The sequence below is a fragment of the Pseudomonas tremae genome (genome assembly GCF_023278125.1).
Lineage (GTDB): Bacteria > Pseudomonadota > Gammaproteobacteria > Pseudomonadales > Pseudomonadaceae > Aquipseudomonas > Aquipseudomonas tremae.
Genome location: NZ_CP066270.1, coordinates 4,324,836 through 4,344,028, shown reverse-complemented (window position 1 = coordinate 4,344,028; position 19,193 = coordinate 4,324,836). Strand labels below are relative to the sequence as shown.

Genomic DNA, 19,193 nt, shown 5'->3' with positions numbered 1-19,193 from the left:
TGAGCCGGAATCGATTCGCCGATTCCGGTTTTTGCATCCCGCAGTGGAGGGCATCCTGAAATGGGGCGCCTTTCTCGCATCATTGCGACTCTGACGCGCTGGGGGCTCGGCCTGTGTGCGCTGCTGCTGGTGCTCGCGGCGCTTTACGTCAGCCTCGGACGTCAGCTCACACCCCTGGTTGCCGAATACCGTGTCGATGTAGAAACCAAAGCCACCAGCGCGCTGGGCATGCCATTGAGCATCGGGCGGCTGGAAGGCAGCTGGAGCCGCTTTGCTCCGGTGCTGCTGGCCCACGATGTGATGGTCGGCGAAGGGGCGACAGCCTTGCGTCTGGATCGCGTGCGGATCGTTCCCGATCTATGGGGCAGCCTGCTGGCCCGAGAAGTGCGGATCGCTCACCTTGAGGTAGACGGTCTGCAGTTCATCCTCAGGCAGGATCAGGACGGCAATTGGGCAGTGCAGGGCTTGCCGGTGCGTGACGACAGCCCGTTCGACCCCGAGCAGGTGCTGAACCAGGTGCAGGCGGTCGAACATCTGTCGCTGCTTGGTAGTCAGGTGACGGTCCAGCCGTATGATGCTGCGCCGATGACCTTGACCTATGTCGATCTGAGCCTGGCCACCGGCCCCTATCACCAGCGTCTTGATGCCCGCCTGACTCTGCCGGACGGTCAGCCGTTTGCGCTGAACGTGCGCTCGCGCATTCAGGCCAGTCAGTGGAAAGAAGGCGAGGCCGATATATACGCCAGCCTGCCGCAAAGCGACTGGGCCAAATGGTTGCCGAAAAGCCTCACGCGTGAGTGGAGCCTGTCGACGCTGCAGGCTGGCGGCGAGGTGTGGATGAGCTGGGGTAAAGGCACCGTCCAAAGCGCCACCGCGCGCCTCAATGCGCCGCAGATCAAAGGCGCCTACGCCAGCCGCAAGCCATCGACGGTCGATAATCTGGCACTTAACGCCTGGTTCGCGCGTACAGACGCAGGCTTTGACGTTAATCTTGATTCACTGGCGATGAGCCTCGGCAGCGATCGTTGGGAAAGCCGCCTGCAGCTGACCCAGGCTGCTGCGACACCTGACAGCGAAGAACTCTGGCACGTACAGGCTGACCGCCTCGACCTTACGCCGCTCACACCGTTGATCGACTCCTTTGCGCCATTGCCGGAAAAAGCCATGGCCGTGGTTGATGGCCTCAAAGTCACAGGCGGGCTGCGCAACGTGTTGCTCGACTATCGTCCGCAAGCCACGGGCGACCAGCGCCTCGGGTTTGCGGCCAATCTGGACAACGTCGGTTTCAACGCTTATCGCGGCGCGCCGGCTGCCGGCAATGTCAGCGGTGCAATCAGCGGCGATCTGGGACAAGGTGAGCTGCGGCTCGATACCGATGATTTCATGCTGCACCTGGACCCTATTTTCGCCAAACCGTGGTTTTACCGGAAGGCCAATGCTCGCCTGACCTGGAAGCTGGACGATCAGGCGTTCACCCTGATCGCCCCCTACATCAAGGTGCTGGGTGATGAGGGCAAGATAGCTGCGGACTTCCTGATCAAGATCCACCTCAGTCACGATCAGGAAGACTACATGGACTTGCGCGTCGGCATGGTCGATGGCGACGGTCGCTATACCAGCAAATACCTGCCGACCGCGCTCAGCCCGGAACTCGATCACTGGCTGCGCACTGCGGTGGTGAGTGGTGCGGTCAAGCAAGGTTTTTTCCAGTACCAGGGCTCGCTTAACAAGAGCTCTCCTGACACAGCCCGTGTGATCAGCCTGTTTTTTGATGTCAGCAATGCAACGCTGGCGTTCCAGCCGGGCTGGCCTTCGCTGACCGGTGTGGATGGCAAGGTGTATGTTGAAAACAGCGGTGTACGTGTCAAGGCGAGCAAGGGGCAATTGCTGAACACCAAAGTCAGCAATGTGCTGGTGAATATCCCGCATGTCCCGTCAGGTCAGGACAGCCACTTGTTGGTCGATGGCAATTTTTCCGGAAGCCTGGGCGATGGCCTGAAAATCCTTCAGCAAGCACCGATCGGCACCGGCAGCACGTTTGCCGGATGGCAGGGCGAAGGCCCGCTGGATGGCAAGCTGAAGCTGGATATTCCGCTGGCCAAGGGCGTCGAGCCCAAAGTCCTGGTGGATTTCAGCACGGACAATGCACGCTTGAAGCTGGCCGATCCGGTGCTGGAACTGACCCGACTCAAGGGCGACTTCCGGTTCGACAGCAACAGCGGCCTGAGTGGCAAGGGCATCAAGGCACAGGCATTTGATCGTCCGGTGACAGCGGAAATCGCTGCCGAGGGCAAGCCAGGCGCCAATGTGACGCGCATTATGGCTAACGGTCAGGTCACCGTGAAGAAACTGACTGACTGGCTGAACGTTACGCAACCGTTGCCGGTGTCTGGCGATCTGCCCTATCAGTTGCAGTTGACACTGGACAGCAAGGACAGCCCGATGCTGATCAGTTCCACCCTCAAAGGGGTGGCGATCGATCTGCCGGCGCCGTTCGGCAAGACGGCAGATGAAGAGCGCCCGAGCGAATTCCGCATGACCCTTCAAGGAGCCGAGCGTCGGTTGGGCGCCGCCTATGACAATCTGGCCAATTTTGCTTTCGCAGCACCAGGCGGCAAATTCGCCGACGGGCGTGGCGAGCTTTATCTGGGCCGGGGCGGCGCAATCGTGCCTGATGCCAAAGGGGTGAGAGTTCGTGGTGAACTGTCCGAGCTGGACGTTGCCCCCTGGCAGGAATTGGCAGCACGTTATTCCGGCGGTGATGCGGGTGGTAGCGCCAAACAGCTGCTCAACAGCGTAGACCTGCAGATCGGCAAGCTGACGGCGATGGGCACCACGCTGAATGACGTACGTGTTCAATTGCAGCGCAACGCCGCAGCATGGGCCTTGTCGCTGGACAGTGCGCTGGTCAAAGGTACGGCGCTGCTGCCGGACGCCAAGTCTGCGCCCATCGGCATCGACATGCTGTATGTGCGCCTGCCAGCCTCTGACCCGAATGCCACCGTAATCGAGAACGCGCCTGATCCGCTGGCGGACATAGACCCGCGCAATATTCCGGCGCTGGACGTCAAGATCGCCCAGCTGTTTCAAGGCGATCAACTGCTGGGCGCCTGGGCACTGAAGATTCGTCCGACGCCCACCGGCATGCGTATGTCGGACCTGAGTCTGGGGCTCAAAGGCATCCTGCTTGAGGGCGACGGTGCCTGGGAGGGCGCTCCGGGTGCCAGCAGCAGTTGGTTCAAGGGCCATCTGGCCGGCAAGAACCTGGCAGATGTGCTGAAGGCCTGGAATTTTGCGCCGACCGTTACCAGTGAACGTTTCGAACTGAATGTTGACGGACGCTGGCCCGGTTCGCCTGCCTGGGTAGGCCTCAAGCGTTATTCCGGCAGCCTGGATGCCACGTTGAACAGAGGCCAGTTTGTCGAGGTCGAAGGTGGTGCCCAGGCGTTGCGCGTGTTCGGTCTGTTGAACTTCAATTCCATTGGTCGTCGCTTGCGTCTGGACTTCTCTGACCTGCTCGGTAAGGGTTTGAGCTATGACCGGGTCAAGGGCTTGTTGGTGGCCAGCGATGGGGTTTACGTGACACGCAATCCGATTACCCTGACCGGACCGTCCAGCAACCTGGAACTCAACGGTACGCTGGACATGGTTCGCGACCGGGTGGATGCCAAGCTGTTGGTGACCTTGCCAGTGACCAACAACCTGCCGATTGCCGCCCTTATCGTCGGCGCGCCGGCCATTGGCGGAGCGCTGTTTCTGGTCGACAAGCTGCTGGGCGACCGGGTTGCCCGCTTCGCCAGCGTTCAGTACAAGGTTGAAGGGCCGTGGAAAGAACCGAGGATCACCTTCGACAAGCCATTTGAGAAACCCCAGTAGCGCCTCATGGAGTACAGTGGTGGCCATGTCATCAAGGAGCGGGGCGCAATGTCTTTTGCCGTGATTCAGATGGTCAGCCAGAGCGACGTCGAAGCCAACCTGGCCAAGGCACGTGGCTTGCTGGAGCAGGCCGCCGAGGGCGGTGCCCGGCTTGCTGTGCTGCCTGAAAACTTCGCGGCCATCGGGCGTCGCGACGTAGCAGATATCGGTCGCGCAGAAGCTGATGGGCAAGGGCCGATCCTGCCATGGTTGAAACTTGCCGCTCGCGACCTCAAGTTATGGATTGTTGCCGGAACATTGCCGCTGCCGCCTGATGGTCAACCTGATGGCAAGGTGACGGCGTGCTCATTGCTGATCGATGAGCACGGCGAGCAGGTAGCCCGTTATGACAAACTGCACCTTTTCGACGTAGACGTTGCCGACCATCGAGGCCATTACCGTGAATCGGACGACTACGCGCATGGCAACAATGTGGTGGTAGCCGACACACCTGTCGGTCGTCTGGGGTTGACGGTCTGTTACGACCTGCGTTTTCCCGAGCTGTATACCGCGCTGCGTGAAGCGGGCGCTGAACTGATTACTGCGCCGTCGGCATTTACGGCGGTTACGGGGGCTGCGCATTGGGACATCCTGATCCGGGCGCGGGCCATCGAAACCCAGTGCTACGTGCTGGCGGCGGCACAAGGCGGGGTCCATCCGGGGCCTCGCGAGACTTACGGACACGCGGCCATCGTTGATCCATGGGGCCGCGTACTGGCTCAGCACGCGCAGGGTGAAGCCGTGCTGCTGGCCACACGCGACAGTGAAGAACAAGCGTCCATACGGGCGCGGATGCCGGTGTCCAGTCACCGGCGCTTTTTTTCGCAGGACGCCATGCGGCCTGCTTCGGAGTAAATATGAGTGATCTGTCCTCAGTCAGCGAACATCTTCTGGCACCCGGCGGCCTGACCCTCGACAGCCTGCAATCGGTGCTCGGCGAGCTTGCCGGTCCTGGTATCGACGCGGCTGATCTGTATTTTCAGGGCATGATTTCCGAGTCCTGGTCACTCGAAGACGGCATAGTCAAGGAAGGCAGCTTCAACCTTGATCAAGGGGTGGGCGTACGTGCCCAGTCGGGAGAAAAGACCGGTTTCGCGTACAGCAACGCTATCACCCATGACGCTCTGCTCACGGCTGCCCGCGCTGCGCGCTCGATCTCCCGCGCTGGTCAGAATGGCCGGGTACAGGCGTTCACGTCGCAGGACGTCGCCCAGTTGTACGCCCCGGATAACCCGCTGGAAGTGCTGAGCCGAGCCGAGAAGGTCGAGTTGCTCAAGCGTATCGACGTCGCGACGCGCGCGCTGGACTCGCGTATCCAGCAGGTGTCGGTGAGCATGGCCGGGGTCTGGGAACGCATTCTGGTCGCGGCCGCTGATGGCAGCCTGGCTGCCGATGTGCGCCCGCTGGTGCGCTTCAACGTCAGCGTTATCGTCGAGCAGAACGGCCGTCGCGAGCGTGGCGGGCATGGCGGAGGCGGGCGTACCGACTACCGTTATTTCCTCGCTGACGATCGTGCGATGGGCTACGCCCGCGAAGCGTTACGTCAGGCGCTGGTCAATCTCGAAGCTATCCCGGCGCCGGCAGGCACCTTGCCTGTAGTGCTCGGTTCCGGCTGGTCCGGTGTTTTGCTGCATGAGGCGGTGGGTCACGGTCTGGAAGGCGATTTCAACCGTAAAGGCAGTTCGGCCTATAGCGGACGCATGGGCGAGATGGTCGCGTCGAAACTCTGCACCATCGTTGACGACGGCACATTGGTCGGGCGTCGAGGTTCGCTGAGCGTCGATGACGAAGGCACGCCAACCGAATGCACCACGCTGATCGAGAACGGCGTGCTCAAGGGCTACATGCAGGACAAGCTCAATGCACGACTGATGGGCGTGGCGAGCACTGGCAACGGTCGTCGCGAGTCTTATGCGCATCTGCCAATGCCGCGCATGACCAACACCTACATGCTGGGCGGGCAGAGCGATCCGCAGGAAATCATCGCGTCGGTGAAGCGAGGCATCTATTGCGCCAGCCTCGGCGGCGGTCAGGTTGATATCACCAGCGGCAAGTTCGTGTTTTCGACCAGTGAGGCTTACCTGATCGAAGACGGCAAGATCACTGCGCCGGTCAAAGGTGCGACCCTGATCGGTAATGGGCCAGAAGCGATGAGCCGGGTTTCGATGGTCGGCAACGATCTGTCGCTGGACAGCGGCGTTGGTACATGCGGTAAGGATGGTCAGTCATTGCCGGTTGGTGTGGGGCAGCCTACGCTGAAAATTGACGCGATCACGGTTGGCGGTACGGGTAACTGATTGTGAGTCGGGGCCGGTTGTTGCCGGCCCCGAGGTCGACATCAACGCAGTCCGCGTTGAAGTTCGTCCAGCTCACGGATGTATTTGAAGATTTTGCGGCTGGTGGCCGGCGGTTTGTTGCGTGCAACTTCGTGTTGCGCCTGACGGATCAGCGAACGCAGTTGCTGACGGTCGGCGTCGGGGTATTCGACAACGAATTTCTCGAGGTCGGCGTCATCACCTGCGATCAGGCGATCTCGCCAGCGCTCCAGATTATGAAAACGTTCGTTGTACTGGCGAGTGGATGCGTCGAGTTGATCCAGAAGCACCAGAATGGCTTCCTGGTCCTGATCGCGCATCAGCTTGCCAATGAACAGAATATGCCGTTTTCGGGCGATATTGGCCGTGTGTTTGGGCGCTTCAGCCAGAGCCTTGCGCAAGGCGTCGGTCAGAGGCAGCTTGGCCAGTACATCGGCTTTGAGTGTTGTCAGTCGCTCGCCGAGATCAACCAGAGCATGCAGCTCTCGTTTGACCTGGGTTTTGCTTTTCTCCCCGTCGAGGGAGTCGTCGTAAGAATCAACCATGGGGGCAGTCCGCAAATAAACGCCGCCATGATAACCAGTCGAGGGCCGCTTGTCCGGCCCGGTCGGTATTCGGCCTGTGCTGAAAGAAGAATTTGATGGAGAAAGTCATGAGTGCAACCCAAAGCGTCGGCCCACAGGCCTTGCCCGAGCTGCAGGAACAGGTCGAGCAGATCATCGCTGAAGCCAGGCGTCAGGGCGCCAGTGCCTGCGAAGTCGCTGTGTCGGTGGATCAGGGGCTGTCGACATCGGTCCGTCAGCGTGAAGTCGAGACAGTCGAATTCAATCGCGATCAGGGCTTCGGTATCACCTTGTACGTAGGGCAGCGCAAAGGCTCTGCCAGTACGTCGGCAACAGGCGCCGATGCCATCCGCGAAACGGTCGCTGCCGCACTGGCGATCGCCGAGCATACGTCCGAGGACGAAAGCTCCGGTCTGGCCGATGCGGCGTTGATGGCCAAGGAAGTCATGGATTTCGATTTGTATCATGCCTGGGACATCACCCCCGAACAGGCCATCGAACAGGCGCTGACCTGTGAAGCGGCTGCGTTCGACGCCGACAGCCGCATCAAGAATGCGGACGGCACCACGCTCAACACGCATCAGGGCTGTCGTGTATACGGCAACAGCAATGGCTTTGTCGGCGGCTATGCGTCGACCCGGCACAGCCTCAGTTGCGTGATGATCGCCGAGGGCGACGGCCAGATGCAGCGCGACTACTGGTATGACGTCAATCGCAAGGGCCAGTTATTGGCCGACGCGCAGAGCATCGGTCGCAAGGCTGCACTGCGTGCGGCGAGCCGTCTGGGCGCGCGTCCTGTGCCAACCTGTGAAGTGCCAGTGCTGTTCGCTGCCGAGCTGGCGGGTGGCCTGTTCGGCAGTTTTCTCGGCGCGATTTCCGGCGGCAACCTGTACCGTAAATCATCGTTCCTCGAAGGTTCGCTGGGCCAACGGCTTTTCCCTGAGTGGATGACCATCGACGAGCGTCCGCACCTGATGCACGCCATGGGCAGCTCGGCGTTCGACAGCGACGGTCTGGCGACCTATGCCAAGCCGTTTGTCGAGAACGGCGACCTGGTTTCCTACATATTGAGCACCTATTCCGGCCGCAAGCTGGGCATGCCGAGTACCGCCAATGCGGGGGGCGTCCACAACCTGTTCGTCACTCACGGCACAGAAGATCAGGACGCGCTGATCCGACGCATGGGGCGTGGCCTGCTGGTCACCGAGCTGATGGGCAGTGGCCTGAACATGGTGACTGGTGACTACTCTCGCGGGGCTGCAGGTTTCTGGGTCGAAAACGGCGAGATCCAGTTCCCGGTTCAGGAAGTGACCATTGCTGGCAATATGCGTGACATGTTCAAGCAGATCGTCGCCGTCGGCAGCGACCTTGAATTACGCAGCAACATCCGTACAGGCTCGGTACTGATCGAACGGATGATGGTGGCGGGAAGCTGAACCCCCGGCACCAATTGAGCGACTCCTCATGCCAATGCGCTGCATTGGCATGCAGTTTTTGAACGATCCCCGCCGCACTCCCTTCGCATCATCCTTCCATGATCAGAACTCATGAGTGACTGATCGCTCTTGTGTTACCCCGTTCAAGAATCAATCTCATCGGCAGGCTTGTGTTGAGTCAGAATCTCATTTAATAATGAGTATCATTTGAAGGTGTATTTTGGCTGCCTGTGTCATTTGATCCGCTCAGCCAGCGCCTCTGGAGGTATGTCATGCAGCATTGGAAACGCACCATTGAACAGGCCAATCGCTGTTTCAGTCTTGGTGAGTGGGTCGAGGCGCGTGAGTTGTACCTTCAGGCGCTGGCCCTGGCGCAAGTGCTGTTCGAACGCTGGAAGGATGTCGACGAAGCCGTTGCCGCCTGCGTGATCTCCCATCACAACCTGGCGGACCTGCACCTCAGTCTCGGTCAGCCGGAGGAGAGCGCGGAGTACCTCTGTGCGATCCATCAGCATTTGTTGCAGACCATGCAGAACCCACGTCTGCCACCGTCCCTGCGCCAGGCTGCACTGCGCCACAGCAGCAAAACCTATGCAGAGCTGCTGAGCTTCATCAGTGAACATGGCGAATATCCGCGTACCCATCGACTGCTGAACTGCAACGGCGAGCGCCTCAGGTCGTCGCTACAGCACGATTCCACGGCCTCCTCAGGCCTTTTCCACGGAGCACATTGATATGTCCTACACCTTGCCAGCACTGCCTTACGCCTACGATGCACTCGAGCCGCATATCGATGCGCAAACCATGGAAATTCACTACACCAAGCATCACCAGACCTACATCACCAACCTCAACGCAGCGGTCGAAGGAACCGAGTTTGCCGACTGGTCCGTCGAAAAGCTGGTGGCCAGCGTCAGCCAACTGCCTGAGAACCTGCGCCCTGCGGTTATCAATCAGGGCGGCGGCCATGCCAACCATTCGCTGTTCTGGGAAGTGATGGTGCCCGGCGGCGGTGGCTTGCCCCAAGGCGCTATCGCGGCTGCAATCGATGAGCAGCTGGGCGGCTTCGAGCGTTTCAAGGAAGCTTTCACCAAGGCGGCATTGACGCGTTTTGGCAGCGGCTGGGCCTGGCTGAGTGTCACCCCGGACAAAAAGCTGGTCGTTGAAAGCAGCGGCAATCAGGACAGTCCGTTGATGAACGGCAATACGCCGATTCTAGGCCTGGACGTATGGGAGCATGCCTACTACCTGCGGTATCAAAACCGTCGGCCCGAATACATCAACGCGTTTTACAACGTGATCAACTGGAACGAAGTTGCCCGACGCTATGAAGCCGCACTGGCCTGACTGTCAAATCAGGCGAGTCTGCACGTGCGCTCTGAAGTGCTTACTATCAGCCGTGTGAGGCGGTTGCGTCTTGTTGTCGGGGCGCTTCTGTTTATGGCGGGAATGGCGCTGCTGGCAGGGCAGGGCCTGAGCTGGTTGCAGGTGCAGTGTTGCGGGTGATGCATCGAGCATCAGCGTGACGTACCTGGTACGAGGGCTTATTCGCCCTCGTCGAACTTGTTATCAATCAGCTCTACCAGCCCGTCCAGCGCTTCCTGTTCAAACTCGCCTTCGGTGTGCAGATGGATCTCGGTGCCTTTGCCCGCTGCGAGCATCATCACCGCCATGATGCTTTTCCCGTCGACCATGCTTTCCGGCGCGCGGCCGACTCTGATCTTGCAGGGAAACTTGCCTGCGACACCCACGAATTTGGCGGCGGCACGGGCGTGCAGACCCAGTTTGTTGATAATGGTGATTTGACGGGCGGGCATCGCAGAGAAAATCCTTTCAGCTAAGGTCGCGGTGGCGAACCTGAACATTCTTGAGTGATTGTTGCAAGACCTGACCAAGCCTTTCTGTCAGGTAGACGGAGCGGTGATGCCCGCCGGTGCAGCCGATGGCAATAGTAACGTATGAACGATTACTGGCAGCGAACCGTGGCAACCATTTATTGAGGTAGGAGAAGATATCCTGAAACATTTCTTCTACATCGGGCTGCACTGACAAATAGTCGATGACCGGCTGCTCAAGGCCTGAATGGTCGCGTAGCTCGGGCTTCCAGTAGGGGTTGGGCAGACAGCGCACGTCGAAAACCAGATCTGCGTCAACAGGCATGCCACGCTTGAACCCGAAAGACTCGATCAGGAAGGCGGTGCCTGGCTCAGGCTTGTTCAGCAAGCGCAGTTTGAGCGCATCGCGCAGCTGGTAGAGGTTCAGGTGAGTGGTGTTGATCTTCAGGTCGGCCAGGTCGATGATCGGGCCGAGCAGGGTGGTCTCGTCGCGTATCGCTTCGGCCAGTGAACGATCTGCCGTACTCAGCGGATGGCGACGACGGGTTTCCGAAAAGCGCTTGAGCAGCGTTGCTTCGTCCGCATCGAGGTACAGCACGTCACACTGGATATTGCGCGCGCGCACTTCATCGAGCATTTGCGGAAAGCGGGTCAGGTGGCTTGGCAGGTTGCGTGCATCAATTGAAACCGCCAGCAACGGCTCGGCCAGCTCGGTATTGATCAGCGCGCGCTCTGCCAGCTCTGGCAGCAGGCCGGCCGGAAGGTTGTCGACGCAGTAGAAGCCACTGTCTTCAAGAACATCCAGCGCGGTACTTTTGCCCGAGCCCGAGCGGCCACTGACGATGATCATGCGCATGGTCAGGTCTTTCCGTTCTGTACGTCCAGCACCACTTGATAAAGCGCTTCGTTACTGGTGGCACTGCGCAAGCGCTTACGCACATCTTTATCGTCGAGCATGCTGGCGATCTGGCGCAGCAACTCCAGGTGCTCATCGGTAGCGGCTTGTGGCACCAGCAATACAAACAGCAGGTCTACCGGCGCACCATCGATGGCGTCAAAATCAATCGGGTTGGCGAGGTGAATCACGGCACTTACAGGCTGCTCGCAGGCGGCAAGGCGGCAATGAGGGATGGCTATGCCATTGCCGAAACCGGTCGATCCCAACTTTTCGCGAGCCACGAGACTGGTAAATACGGTGTCCGTATCTATCGTCGGGACTTCGCGACCGATCAGGTTGGCGATTTCCTGGAGTACAGACTTTTTACTGCCGCCCGGCGCGTTCACAAGTGAACGGCCGGCGGTCAGGATATTTTCAATTCGGATCATTTAAATGGGCGTTAGCGAGCGGCCGCACCTTTGAGGATGCTTTGCTGCTTTTCCTTATGCTTGAGCAATTGTCTGTCGAGCTTGTCAGTGAGCAGGTCGATAGCTGCATACATATCGTCATGTTGAGCATTGGCAACGACCTCTCCACCGTGGATATGCAGCGTGGCTTCGATCTTTTGCTTTAGCTTCTCGACCGCCATCGTGACCTGCACGTTCGTAATCTTGTCAAAATGCCCCTCGAGCTTCCTGAGCTTGAGCTCAATGTATTCGCGAAGGGGTTTGGTCACTTCCAGTTGGTGTCCACTGATGTTGACTTGCATACAGTTTCTCCTTTGCCAGTGCATAAAGCGACAGGCGTGATGCCTGTCACCGGGACGCTGTGGCTCGGCCTGCATCACATCAATCGCTTACGCTCACTGGAAGGCGCTATCCCGAGTGACTCGCGGTATTTGGCGACTGTGCGACGGGCTACTTGAATGCCTTGTGCCTCCAGTAAACCAGCGATCTTGCTATCACTCAACGGCTTTTTCTGATTTTCCGCAGCGACCAGTTTTTTGATGATCGCGCGGATCGCCGTAGACGAGCATTCGCCGCCTTCGGAGGTGCTCACATGGCTCGAGAAGAAGTATTTCAGCTCGTAAATACCGCGTGGGGTGTGCATGAACTTTTGCGTCGTCACCCGCGAGATGGTCGACTCGTGCATGCCCACTGCCTCGGCAATGTCATGCAGGACCAGCGGTTTCATGGCCTCGTCGCCGTACTCGAGAAAGCCTCGCTGATGCTCGACGATCTGGGTGGCCACTTTCATCAGGGTTTCGTTGCGGCTTTGCAGGCTCTTGATGAACCAGCGGGCTTCCTGCAACTGGTTGCGCATGAAGGTGTTGTCGGCGCTGGTATCGGCGCGACGCACGAAGCCGGCGTATTGCGGGTTGACGCGCAGGCGCGGTACGGATTCCTGATTGAGTTCGACCAGCCAGCGCTCGTTGTCTTTTCGCACGATTACATCGGGAATGACGTATTCGGCTTCCGTAGACTCGATTTGCGAACCAGGGCGTGGATTGAGGCTCTGGATCAATTCGATGACCTGACGCAGTTCATCTTCCTTGAGCTTCATGCGGCGCATCAACTGCCCGTAGTCGCGGCTCCCGAGCAGGTCGATGTAGTCGGTAACCAGACGTTGCGCTTCGGTCAGCCACGGGGTTTTGGCCGGAAGCTGGCGCAGCTGCAGCAGCAGGCATTCGCTCAGGTTGCGCGCCCCTATGCCTGCCGGCTCGAACTGCTGGATGCGATGCAGAACGGCTTCTATTTCGTCGAGTTCGATATCCAGCTCAGGATCGAAGGACTCGAGGATTTCTTCGAGTGTCTCGTCCAGATAACCCTGGTTGTTAATGCAGTCGATCAGCGTAACGGCTACCAGGCGGTCCTTGTCTGACATCGGCGCAACGTTCAGTTGCCATAGCAGGTGGCTTTGCAGGCTTTCGCCTACCGAGGTCCGGGTGGTGAAGTCCCACTCGTCATCGTCATTGCTTGGCAAGCTGCTGGCACTGGTCTGGTAAACGTCTTCCCATGCCGTATCGACCGGCAATTCGTTCGGGATGCGCTCGCTCCACTCGCCGTCCTCCAGGTTGTCCACGGTAGGCGCGGATTCCTGATAGGTGGGTTCTTGAACATCTGGGTTGGGCTTTTGTTCGATGTTGTCGGCAAGCGGGTCGGAGTTGTCGAAGTCGTCGCCTTCTTCCTGCCGCTCAAGCATAGGGTTTGACTCCAGCGCCTCTTGAATCTCCTGCTGGAGGTCCAGAGTGGAAAGCTGAAGTAAGCGGATTGCCTGTTGCAGCTGCGGTGTCATCGTCAGCTGCTGGCCCATTCTCAAGACTAGCGATGGTTTCATGGCAGGGGCTAAACACCTTATTCGCCGGCGCACACGCGCCATCTACTACAGGCGCCGGAGCGCCATCATTAAGCAAATTATATGCCTGAAACCTGTACCTTTGCCTAGAGCGTTATGACAAATAAAATAATGTCAATACGCTGCCCGGGCTTCCACTGCCGCGATGTGCCGGCGGCAGTCGATCAGAGGCGGAATTCGTGACCGAGGTAGACTTCCTTCACCAGCTGATTCGCGAGAATGGTCTCTGAATCACCTTCTGCAATCAGCTGTCCGTCATTGACGATGTAGGCAGTTTCGCAGATGTCCAGGGTTTCCCGAACGTTGTGGTCAGTGATCAGTACGCCGATACCCTTGGCCTTGAGGTGGTGAATGATCTGCTTGATGTCGCCCACCGAAATCGGGTCGACGCCTGCAAACGGTTCATCCAGCAGGATGAATTTCGGCGCAGTGGCCAGAGCGCGGGCGATTTCGACGCGGCGACGCTCGCCACCCGAAAGGCTCATGCCCAGATTGTCGCGGATGTGGGTAATGTGGAACTCTTGCAAGAGGCTTTCCAGCTCCTTGCGGCGGGCTCCGGCATCGAGTTCCTTGCGGGTCTCGAGGATCGCCATGATGTTGTCGGACACGGACAGCTTGCGGAAGATCGATGCTTCCTGGGGCAAGTAGCCGATACCTGCGCGGGCGCGACCGTGCATGGGTTGATGGCTGACATCCAGATCATCAATCAGTACTCGACCCTGATCAGCCCGCACCAGGCCGACGATCATATAGAAGCAGGTGGTCTTGCCGGCGCCGTTGGGGCCTAGTAGACCGACGATCTGGCCGCTGTCGATGGAGATGCTCACATCGCGCACGACCTGTCGGCCCTTATAGCTTTTAGCCAGATGCTGGGCTTTGAGCGTCGCCATTACTGGGCCTTCTGAGGTTGATCGGTTTTCTTTTTGGGCTGGATGACCATGTCGATACGCGGACGTGGTGTGGTCAGCTTGGTGCCACCATTGGCGCGGCCAGCAGTGACAACCTGCCTGACCGTGTCGTAGACGATCTTCTCGCCTTCGGAGGTATTGCCGTCATTGATAACCTTGGCCTTGTCGATCAGGACAATGCGGTCCTGCCCGGCGTAATACTGAATAGTGACGGCATACGCCTGCACGATCGGCTTGTCCGGCGCAGGCTTCTGCTCGTAATAGGCCAGGTTGCCGACCGAGGTGAAAACGTCGACTTCGCCCTGGGCATTACGTGTGATCGTTACCGTGTTGCCGGTCACTTTCATCGAGCCCTGGGTGATGATGACATTGCCCTTGTAGGTCGCAACGCCTTTCTTGTCATCGAGCTGGGCATCGTCCGACTGGATGTGGATCGGCTGATCGCGGTCAGTTGGCAGGGACCAGGCGCTCGCGCTTCCCAGTGCTGCGCCCAGGCCGAGCAATAAAGGAAGAGTTTTAACGAGACTCATACTGTCCTCTTACGTTGGAGAGCAGGTCCATCCTGCTGTCTTTCAAATACGCTTTCATTCCCTTGGCCGTAGTGACACCGCCCGCGCCGTCGATTCTAACGTCTTGGTCGGTCTCCGCATATTGCTTCTGAGGGAATACGGTCATGCGACTACTGGTGATAATGGTCGTACGTTGTTTTTCATCGGTGCGCTCCACACGAACGGCGTCCATCAGTTCGACCTGATCGCCGGCCGATGAAACTTCGCCTCTTTTGCTCTGCACGTGCCAAGGGAACTCGCCACCACGGTACATATGCAGATTCGGCATTGTCAGCAGGCTCACGTCCGTGGCCTTTACATGCTCTACCTTGTCGGAGGTCATGTCGTACTGAAGTGTGCCGTCGGGCAAGTACTGCACGCTGCGTGTATTGATTGCATAGTAGTCGATGGCGGTGTCGTCAGCCGACCCTGCAGGTTGATCCATGAAGCTTTCCGGGCTGACGTTCCAGTAGCCGACAGCTGCCAGCAGTACTGCCAGTACCCCGAAAAGCAGGAACTTCCGAATTTTTTTAGTGAACATAATGGCTTCTATAAATAGGCGGAGTGAGCCGCTTCAAGGTTGCCTTGCGCACTCAGAATCAGTTCGCAGAATTCGCGTGCAGCGCCTTCGCCGCCTCGCGCTTTGGTTATCCCGTGTGCATGCTCGCGTACAAAACCTGCCGCGTTGGCGACGGCCATGCCCAGACCGACGCGTCGAATGACTGGCAAGTCTGGCAGATCATCGCCCAGATAGGCGACTTGTTCGTAATCAAGTTTCAACTCGGCCAGCAATTGATCCAGTACCACCAGCTTGTCTTCACGCCCTTGAAACAGGTGCGCGATGCCCAGGCTCTTCGCGCGGCGCTCGACGATCAACGTTTTACGGCCGCTGATAATGGCAGTAGTAACGCCCGAGGCTATCAGCATTTTTATGCCCTGGCCGTCCAGTGTGCTGAAAGTCTTTATTTCGCTGCCATCTTCCAGGAAGTAAAGACGACCGTCAGTCAGTACGCCGTCGACGTCGAAAACGGCCAGCTTGATAGCCTTGCCGCGTTGCATGAGATCCTGTGTCATCGTTTCGGTATCCATTACATGACGCCTGCGCGCAAGAGATCCTGCAGGTTGAATGCGCCCACAGGCCGGTCGTTCCGGTCTACGACAACCAGAGCGCCGATCTTGTGGTCTTCCATGATTTTAAGTGCTTCGGCGGCAAGCATCTCTGCGTGCACGGTCTTGCCGTGAACCGTCATGACGTCATCGATGGTGGTCTGGCGGATATCGACAGGGCGGTCCAGCGTTCTGCGCAGGTCGCCGTCCGTGAATATGCCGGCGAGGGTGCCGTCGGCTTCCAGAATGGCAGTCATGCCCAGGCCTTTGCGGGTCATTTCCAGCAGCGCGTCCCTGAGCAGGGTGCCGCGCTGGACGCTGGGCAGCGCGTCACCGGAGTGCATGACGTTCTCGACCTTGAGCAGCAGGCGTCGGCCAAGTGCGCCACCCGGATGAGAGAACGCGAAGTCTTCGGCAGTAAAGCCTCGTGCGTCGAGCAGCGCCACAGCCAGGGCGTCGCCCATGACCAGTGCGGCGGTGGTAGAAGAAGTCGGCGCAAGGTTGAGCGGGCAGGCCTCATGCGCCACGTGGGCATTCAGGTTGATGTCTGCGGCCTTGGCCAGAATCGAATCGGGGTCGCCGGTCAGGCTGATCATCTTGATGCCCAACCGTTTGATGAGAGGCAGCAGGGTTACGATCTCGTTGGTGCTGCCGGAGTTGGACAGCGCCAGAATGATGTCATCGCGGGTGATCATGCCCATGTCGCCGTGACTGGCTTCGGCCGGATGCACGAAAAAAGACGTGGTGCCGGTGCTTGCCAGTGTGGCTGCGATCTTGTTGCCAACGTGTCCGGACTTGCCCATGCCGACCACCACAACCCGCCCTTTGCTGGCCAGGATCATTTCGCACGCTCGCACGAAATCCCCGTCCAGGCGCTCAAGCAAGCCTTGCATGGCTTCTATCTCGAGACGAATGGTGCGTTGCGCCGAGTGGATCAGATCACTGGATTGGTTCATGTCTGGAAAGGGTCAGCCTGCTGAAAGGCGGCGATTATAGCGGTAATGAACGATTCCCTCACGTCTGATCGTCGTTGTGTTGTTTTTAAACGAATTTCCTACGCGACTGCGGGTCTGTATTCAAGCCTGTGACCATAACATTGTGGTACAGAATATTTTAGCGAATACCTGAACCGGTCGGTTCTCTTCTTGGGGGCGGTTGGCTGCGGTGATATAGTTCGCGGCTTGTTCGGACTGCCTGGGCAGCTTGTCTGCCGCCACTGTTCAGTGGCCGAGGGCGGATGCTGTATCGCAAGGAGTTTAGATGAGTTCTGATGACGCCTATGCGGTCGAGTTGAAAGGTGTGTCTTTCAAACGCGGTACGCGCACCATTTTTAATGACGTCGATATTCGTATTCCACGCGGCAAGGTCACGGGAATAATGGGGCCGTCTGGCTGTGGCAAGACTACCTTGCTGCGCCTGATGGGCGCTCAGTTGCGCCCGAGCGCCGGCCAGGTGTGGGTGAACGGCCAGAACCTGCCCGATCTTTCGCGCAGCGACCTGTTCGACGCGCGCAAGCAGATGGGCGTGCTGTTCCAGAGCGGCGCGCTGTTTACCGATCTCGACGTTTTTGAAAACGTCGCCTTTCCATTGCGTGTGCACACCGAACTGCCGGAAGAGATGATCCGCGACATCGTTCTGCTCAAGCTTCAGGCCGTAGGCCTGCGCGGCGCGGTAGAGCTGATGCCCGATGAGCTGTCGGGTGGCATGAAACGTCGTGTGGCGCTGGCTCGTGCGATTGCCCTTGACCCGCAGATCCTGATGTACGACGAGCCTTTCGTCGGGCAGGACCCGATTGCAATGGGGGTGCTGGTGCGCCTGATCCGCCTGCTCAATGATGCGTTGGGGATCACCAGTATCGTGGTGTCTCACGACCTCAGCGAGACGGCGAGCATCGCCGACTATCTCTATGTTGTGGGCGATGGACAAGTGCTGGGGCAGGGTACGCCACAGGAACTGATGTCCTCGGACAATCCGCGTATTCGTCAATTCATGACCGGCGAGCCCGATGGCCCTGTGCCGTTCCATTATCCGGCGCCGGATTTTCGCGAAGATCTTTTGGGGAAGCGCTGATGCGCAATAAGTCACTGATGGACCGGGTTCGTCTGCTTGGACGTTCGGCCATCGATATCGTTGCTGTTCTGGGCCGCTCCGGCCTTTTTCTGGTGCATGCCCTGCTGGGGCGTGGTGGTGCTGGCAGCAGTTTTCAGCTGTTGATCAAGCAGCTGTATTCCGTCGGTGTGATGTCTCTGGTCATCATCGTGGTCTCCGGCGTATTCATCGGGATGGTGCTGGCGCTGCAGGGCTTCAGCATTCTTGCCAAATACGGTTCCGAGCAGGCCGTCGGTCAGATGGTCGCCCTGACGTTGCTGCGCGAACTGGGACCGGTGGTCACAGCCTTGCTCTTTGCCGGTCGCGCAGGGTCTGCACTGACCGCCGAGATCGGCAACATGAAGTCCACCGAGCAATTGTCGAGCCTTGAGATGATCGGCGTCGATCCACTCAAATACATCGTTGCGCCGCGCTTGTGGGCCGGTTTTATCTCGTTGCCGATTCTGGCGATGATTTTCAGCGTGGTGGGTATCTGGGGCGCTTCCTGGGTAGCGATCGATTGGCTGGGAGTCTATGACGGTTCTTTCTGGTCGAACATGCAGAACAGCGTTTCTTTCACGAACGATGTGCTCAATGGGGTGATCAAAAGCGTCGTATTTGCCTTCGTGGTGACATGGATTGCCGTTTTCCAAGGGTATGACTGCGACCCTACTTCCGAGGGGATCAGCCGCGCGACAACCAGGACGGTTGTATATGCCTCCTTGGCCGTGCTGGGACTGGACTTTATTTTGACCGCCTTGATGTTTGGAGATTTCTGATGCAAAACCGTGCCATCGAAACCGGTGTCGGCCTTTTCCTGCTGGCCGGGATACTGGCTCTGCTGCTGCTGGCCCTGCGAGTCAGTGGTCTGAGCACAAGCGCGAGCACCGACACCTATAAACTTTATGCCTACTTCGACAATCTGGCCGGTTTGACTGTCAGAGCCAAGGTCAGCATGGCTGGCGTGACTGTCGGCAAGGTGACCGCGATCGATCTGGATCGCGACACCTTTACAGGTCGTGTCACTCTGGAAATACAGAAAAAGGTCGACAACCTGCCTTCGGACTCGACCGCGTCGATTCTGACCGCCGGGCTGCTGGGTGAAAAGTACATAGGCATCAGTGTTGGCGGCGATGATAAGCTTCTCAAGGATGGCGGGACCATCCATGACACGCAATCGTCTCTGGTACTTGAAGACCTGATCGGAAAATTCCTGCTCAATACAGTAAGTAAAGACGCCAAGTGA

20 protein-coding genes are annotated in these 19,193 nt (G+C 58.5%); 9 read left to right on the top strand and 11 right to left on the bottom strand.

The window, feature by feature from the left end; genetic code table 11:
- Positions 1-60: 60 nt before the first annotated feature.
- The 3 genes from I9H09_RS19650 to tldD are packed head-to-tail and all read left to right on the top strand — an operon-like array spanning position 61 to position 6,212.
- A complete protein-coding gene (locus I9H09_RS19650; protein ID WP_122366338.1) occupies positions 61-3,876 on the top strand; it encodes a YhdP family protein in 3,816 nt (1,271 codons plus the stop codon).
- A gap of 48 nt (positions 3,877-3,924) precedes the next feature.
- A complete protein-coding gene (locus tag I9H09_RS19645; RefSeq protein WP_122347395.1) occupies positions 3,925-4,770 on the top strand; it encodes a carbon-nitrogen hydrolase family protein in 846 nt (281 codons plus the stop codon).
- Between the two features lie 2 nt (positions 4,771-4,772).
- Positions 4,773-6,212 carry a metalloprotease TldD gene (gene tldD, locus I9H09_RS19640; RefSeq protein WP_024668797.1) on the top strand — a complete coding sequence of 480 codons (1,440 nt, stop codon included), beginning with the start codon at positions 4,773-4,775 and terminating at the stop codon, positions 6,210-6,212.
- Positions 6,213-6,253: 41 nt separating this feature from the next.
- On the opposite strand, the gene yjgA is transcribed toward tldD, so the two are convergent.
- Positions 6,254-6,775: a ribosome biogenesis factor YjgA gene (yjgA, locus tag I9H09_RS19635; RefSeq protein WP_003364101.1), complete on the bottom strand. Its 522-nt coding sequence runs from the start codon at positions 6,773-6,775 to the stop codon at positions 6,254-6,256.
- 107 nt (positions 6,776-6,882) lie between these two features.
- On the opposite strand from yjgA, the gene pmbA reads away from it, so the two are divergent.
- The 3 genes from pmbA (at position 6,883) to I9H09_RS19620 (ending at position 9,576) form a co-directional block, all read left to right on the top strand.
- On the top strand, positions 6,883-8,229 hold the full coding sequence (pmbA, locus tag I9H09_RS19630; RefSeq protein WP_005889033.1) for a metalloprotease PmbA: 1,347 nt from the start codon (positions 6,883-6,885) through the stop codon (positions 8,227-8,229).
- A 272-nt stretch (positions 8,230-8,501) separates the two neighbouring features.
- Positions 8,502-8,963, top strand: a complete 462-nt coding sequence (locus tag I9H09_RS19625; RefSeq protein ID WP_005889034.1) for a DUF2753 family protein — start codon at positions 8,502-8,504, stop codon at positions 8,961-8,963.
- Between the two features lies 1 nt (position 8,964).
- Positions 8,965-9,576: a superoxide dismutase gene (locus tag I9H09_RS19620; protein ID WP_024668799.1), complete on the top strand. Its 612-nt coding sequence runs from the start codon at positions 8,965-8,967 to the stop codon at positions 9,574-9,576.
- 197 nt (positions 9,577-9,773) lie between these two features.
- Here the strand turns inward: I9H09_RS19620 and I9H09_RS19615 are convergent, their stop codons facing one another.
- The 10 genes from I9H09_RS19615 to I9H09_RS19570 form a co-directional block, all read right to left on the bottom strand.
- Entirely contained in the window at positions 9,774-10,046 is a 273-nt protein-coding gene (locus I9H09_RS19615) for an HPr family phosphocarrier protein (RefSeq protein WP_005889036.1), read from the bottom strand.
- Between the two features lie 16 nt (positions 10,047-10,062).
- A complete protein-coding gene (gene rapZ, locus I9H09_RS19610; protein WP_005889037.1) occupies positions 10,063-10,920 on the bottom strand; it encodes an RNase adapter RapZ in 858 nt (285 codons plus the stop codon).
- Positions 10,921-10,922: 2 nt separating this feature from the next.
- On the bottom strand, positions 10,923-11,390 hold the full coding sequence (gene ptsN, locus I9H09_RS19605; protein WP_005889038.1) for a PTS IIA-like nitrogen regulatory protein PtsN: 468 nt from the start codon (positions 11,388-11,390) through the stop codon (positions 10,923-10,925).
- Between the two features lie 11 nt (positions 11,391-11,401).
- Entirely contained in the window at positions 11,402-11,710 is a 309-nt protein-coding gene (gene hpf, locus I9H09_RS19600; RefSeq protein ID WP_005889040.1) for a ribosome hibernation-promoting factor, HPF/YfiA family, read from the bottom strand.
- A 74-nt stretch (positions 11,711-11,784) separates the two neighbouring features.
- Complete coding sequence (locus tag I9H09_RS19595) at positions 11,785-13,278, bottom strand: RNA polymerase factor sigma-54 (protein ID WP_005889042.1); 1,494 nt, start codon at positions 13,276-13,278, stop codon at positions 11,785-11,787.
- A 182-nt stretch (positions 13,279-13,460) separates the two neighbouring features.
- Complete coding sequence (gene lptB, locus I9H09_RS19590; protein ID WP_005889045.1) at positions 13,461-14,186, bottom strand: LPS export ABC transporter ATP-binding protein; 726 nt, start codon at positions 14,184-14,186, stop codon at positions 13,461-13,463.
- Positions 14,186-14,734, bottom strand: a complete 549-nt coding sequence (gene lptA, locus I9H09_RS19585; RefSeq protein WP_005889046.1) for a lipopolysaccharide transport periplasmic protein LptA — start codon at positions 14,732-14,734, stop codon at positions 14,186-14,188. The genes lptB and lptA overlap by 1 nt, the downstream gene beginning before the upstream one ends.
- Entirely contained in the window at positions 14,721-15,293 is a 573-nt protein-coding gene (gene lptC, locus I9H09_RS19580; protein WP_005889048.1) for an LPS export ABC transporter periplasmic protein LptC, read from the bottom strand. The genes lptA and lptC overlap by 14 nt, the downstream gene beginning before the upstream one ends.
- An 8-nt stretch (positions 15,294-15,301) precedes the next feature.
- Complete coding sequence (locus I9H09_RS19575) at positions 15,302-15,841, bottom strand: KdsC family phosphatase (RefSeq protein ID WP_024690099.1); 540 nt, start codon at positions 15,839-15,841, stop codon at positions 15,302-15,304.
- On the bottom strand, positions 15,841-16,815 hold the full coding sequence (locus I9H09_RS19570; protein ID WP_024668801.1) for a KpsF/GutQ family sugar-phosphate isomerase: 975 nt from the start codon (positions 16,813-16,815) through the stop codon (positions 15,841-15,843). The genes I9H09_RS19575 and I9H09_RS19570 overlap by 1 nt, the downstream gene beginning before the upstream one ends.
- A gap of 304 nt (positions 16,816-17,119) precedes the next feature.
- Here I9H09_RS19570 and I9H09_RS19565 point away from each other — a divergent pair, with 304 nt between their 5' ends.
- Genes I9H09_RS19565 through mlaD form a run of 3 tightly spaced genes read left to right on the top strand, consistent with a single transcriptional unit; the run spans position 17,120 to position 19,193 of the window.
- Positions 17,120-17,929 (top strand): ATP-binding cassette domain-containing protein, encoded by an 810-nt coding sequence (locus I9H09_RS19565; protein WP_005889055.1) that lies wholly within the window; start codon positions 17,120-17,122, stop codon positions 17,927-17,929.
- A complete protein-coding gene (gene mlaE / locus I9H09_RS19560) occupies positions 17,929-18,726 on the top strand; it encodes a lipid asymmetry maintenance ABC transporter permease subunit MlaE (protein ID WP_005889057.1) in 798 nt (265 codons plus the stop codon). Before I9H09_RS19565 ends, mlaE begins: the two co-directional genes overlap by 1 nt.
- Positions 18,726-19,193, top strand: a complete 468-nt coding sequence (mlaD, locus tag I9H09_RS19555) for an outer membrane lipid asymmetry maintenance protein MlaD (protein WP_005889059.1) — start codon at positions 18,726-18,728, stop codon at positions 19,191-19,193. The genes mlaE and mlaD overlap by 1 nt, the downstream gene beginning before the upstream one ends.